This window comes from Rhizobacter sp. P3_C12, from assembly GCF_056402735.1.
Map to the genome: position 1 here is coordinate 1 of NZ_JBFUGW010000407.1, position 4,127 is coordinate 4,127.

A 4,127-nucleotide genomic window follows, 5' to 3' on the forward strand; every position below is an offset into this window, starting at 1 on the left:
CAGATCGATGCGCTGACCTCCGACCAGATGGGCCAGCTGACGACCGCCCAGGTCGCCGGCCTGACGACCGCCCAGCTGAGCAACCTGACGACCGACGACCTGAACGCGATGAACACCGCGCAGTTCGTCGCGCTGTCGACCGCCCAGGTCGCCGGCCTGACCGCCACGCAGATCGCCGGGCTGCAATCCGATGACCTGCGTGCCCTGACGACGGCCCAGTTCGCCGCGCTGAACACCGCGCAAGTGGCTGCGCTGACGACCGACCAGATCCCGAACCTCGAGTCGGCCGACCTGCGTGCCATCAGCACCGCCGCGCTGCGCCAACTGAACTCCGACCAGCTCGGTGCGCTGACCAGCGACCAGTTCGCCGCGCTGACGACCGCGCAAGTGGCCGCGCTGACGACGACCCAGCTGTCCACCCTCGGCACCGGCGACCTGAACGCGCTGACGACGACGCAGTTCGCGACGCTGTCGACCGCGCAAGCCGCCTCGCTGACGACCGACCAGATCCCGACGCTCGAGTCGGCCGACCTGCGCGCGCTGAGCACCGCCGCGMTSCGCAACTGGACCACCGCCCAGATCGATGCGCTGACCTCCGACCAGATGGGCCAGCTGACGACCGCCCAGGTCGCCGGCCTGACGACCGCCCAGCTGAGCAACCTGACGACCGACGACCTGAACGCGATGAACACCGCGCAGTTCGCCGCGCTGTCGACCGCCCAGGTCGCCTCGCTGACCGCCACCCAGATCGCCGGCCTGCAATCCGATGACCTGCGTGCCCTGAGCACCGCGCAATACGCCGCGATGAACTCGGCACAAGTGGGTGCGCTGACGACCGACCAGATCCCGAACCTCGAATCGGCCGACCTGCGCGCCATCAGCACCACCGCGATCCGCGCGCTGAACAGCGACCAGCTGGCCGCCCTCGACTCGAGCCAGATCGGCGCGCTGACGACCGGCCAGGTCGCCGCGCTGACGACCACGCAGCTGTCGACGCTGAACAGCGACGACCTGCGCGCCCTGACGACGCAGCAGTACGCCGCGCTGTCGACCACGCAAGTCGCCTCGCTGACCACCGACCAGATCCCGGTTCTCGAATCGAGCGACCTGCGCACGCTGAGCACCGCCGCGCTGCGTTCGTGGAACACCGACCAGCTGAACGCGCTGAGTTCCGACCAGATGGGCCAGCTGACGACCGCCCAAGTGGCCGGCCTGACGACCACCCAGCTCGCGAACCTGACGACCGAGGACCTGAACGCGCTGAACACCGCTGACTTCGCTGCGTTGACGACCGCCCAGGTCGCCGCGCTGAAGGTCAGCCAGATCGCCGGCCTGGAAACCGACGACCTGCGGGCGATGACGACGGCGCACTACGCCGCGCTCAGCACCGCGCAAGTCGGCGCCCTCACCAGCGACCAGATCCCGCACCTGGAATCCGCTGACCTGCGTGCCATCAGCACCGCCGGCATCCGTGGCCTGAACAGCGACCAGTTCGCGGCCCTCACCTCGGACCAGGTGGCATCGCTGACGACCGCGCAAGTCGCCGCGCTGACGACGACCCAGCTGTCGTCGCTGACCTCCGACTCGCTGAACGCGCTGAGCACCGCCCAGTTCGCGATCCTGTCGACCGCGCAGGTCGCGTCGCTGACGACCGACCAGATCCCGCACCTCGAGTCTTCGGACCTGCGTGCGCTGAGCACCGCCGCGCTGCGTTCGTGGAACACCGACCAGCTGAACGCGCTGAGCTCCGACCAGATGGGCCAGCTGACGACCGCGCAAGTGGCCAACCTGACGACGACCCAGCTGGCGAACCTGACGACGGAAGACCTGAACGCGCTGAACACCGCTGACTTCGCCGCGCTGTCGACCGCCCAGGTCGCTGCGCTCAAGGTCAGCCAGATCGCCGGCCTGGAAACCGACGACCTGCGGGCGATGACGACGGCGCAGTTCGCCGCGCTCAGCACCGCACAAGTCGGCGCGCTGACCAGCGACCAGATCCCGCACCTGGAATCGTCCGACCTGCGTGCCATCAGCACCGCCGGTATCCGTGGCTTGAACAGCGACCAGTTCGCGGCCCTCACCTCGGATCAGGTGGCTTCGCTGACGACCGCGCAAGTGGCCGCACTGACGACCACCCAGCTGTCTTCGCTGACCTCCGACTCGCTGAACGCGCTGAGCACCGCCCAGTTCGCGATCCTGTCGACSGCSCAGGCCGCYKCGCTGACCTCCGACCAGATCCCGCACCTGGAATCGTCGGACCTGCGTGCSCTGAGCACCGCCGCGATCCGCAACTGGAGCACCGCACAGGTCGACGCACTGACCAGCGACCAGATGGCCCAGCTGACGACGGCGCAAGTCGCCGCACTGACGACGGCCCAGCTGAGCAACCTGGTCAGCGACGACCTGAACGCGCTGAACACCGCGCAGTTCGCCGCGCTGTCCACCGCGCAAGTGGCTTCGCTGACCGCCACGCAGGTGGCCGGTCTGCAGTCCGATGACCTGCGTGCCCTGACGACGGCGCACTACGCCGCGCTGAGCACMACGCAAGTCGCCGCGCTGACCACCGACCAGTTGCCGAACCTCGAATCGGCCGACCTGCGTGCGATCAGCACGACGGCGCTGCGCCAGCTCGACTCGGCACAGCTTGGTTCGCTGACCAGCGACCAGTTCGCCGCGCTGACGACCGCGCAAGTGGCCGCGCTGACGACGACCCAGCTGTCGCAACTCGGCACCGACGACCTGAACGCGCTGACGACGACGCAGTTCGCGACGCTGTCGACSGCCCAGGCCGCCGCGCTGACSWCCGACCAGATCCCGCASCTGGAATCGKCSGACCTGCGTGCSCTGAGCACCGCCGCGATCCGCAACTGGACCACCGCGCAGATCGACGCGCTGACCTCCGACCAGATGGGCCAGCTGACGACCGCGCAAGTGGCCGGCCTGACGACCGCCCAGCTGAGCAACCTGGTGAGCGATGACCTGAACGCGCTGAACACCGCCGACTTCGCCGCGCTGTCGACCGCCCAGGTCGCTTCGCTGACGGTCGGCCAGGTGGCCGGCCTGCAGACCGACGACCTGCGTGCGATGACGACGGCGCACTACGCCGCGCTGACCACTGCACAAGTCGGCGCGCTCACCAGCGACCAGATCCCGCACCTGGAATCGGCTGACCTGCGTGCCATCAGCACCGCCGGCATCCGCGGCCTGAACAGCGACCAGTTCGCTGCGCTGACCTCGGACCAGGTGGCATCGCTGACGACCGCGCAAGTCGGCGCGCTGACGACGACGCAGCTGGCCTCGCTGAGCTCCGACTCGCTGAACGCGCTGAGCACTGCCCAGTTCGCGATCCTGTCGACGGCGCAAGTCGCTTCGCTGACCTCCGACCAGATCCCGCACCTGGAATCGTCGGACCTGCGTGCCCTCAGCACCTCGGCCATCGCCAACATGAGCACCGCGCAGATCGATGCGCTGAGCTCCGACCAGATGGGCCAGCTGACGGTGGCCCAGGTCGCCGCGATGACGACGGCCCAGCTGAGCAACCTGGTCACCGACGACCTGAACGCCTTCGGCACCGCGCAGTTCGCGGCGCTGTCGACGGCCCAGGTGGCCTCGCTGACGGTCACGCAGATCGCCGGCCTGCAATCCGACGACCTGCGTGCGCTGACCACCGCGCACTACGCGGCACTGACCACGGCCCAGGCGCATGCGCTGACGACCGACCAGATGCCGGACCTGGAATCGGCCGACCTGCGCGCGCTGAGCACCAACGCGATCCGCGCACTGGACTCCGACCAGCTGGCCGCCCTCACCTCTGACCAGATGGCGGCACTGACCACCGGCCAGGTGGCGGCGCTGACGGCCAGCCAGGTCGGCACGCTGACCACCGACGACCTGAACGCGCTGACCACCAGCCAGTTCGCGGTCTTCTCGACGGCGCAGGTGCAGACCCTGGGCAGCGACCAGATGGCGGCCCTGCAGACCGACGACCTGCGTGCACTGAGCACCGCGGCGCTGCATTCGCTGAGCACCGCGCAGCTGGACGCGATGGGTTCCGACCAGTTCGGTGCGCTGAGCACGGCGCAGGTCGCTGCGCTGACCACGACGCAGATCTCGAGCCTGTCGAGCGA

1 pseudogene is annotated in these 4,127 nt (G+C 69.1%); it reads left to right on the plus strand.

The window, feature by feature from the left end:
• Positions 1-4,127, plus strand: a pseudogene (locus tag AC1DXV_RS32100) (heme utilization protein); the annotation flags it as partial.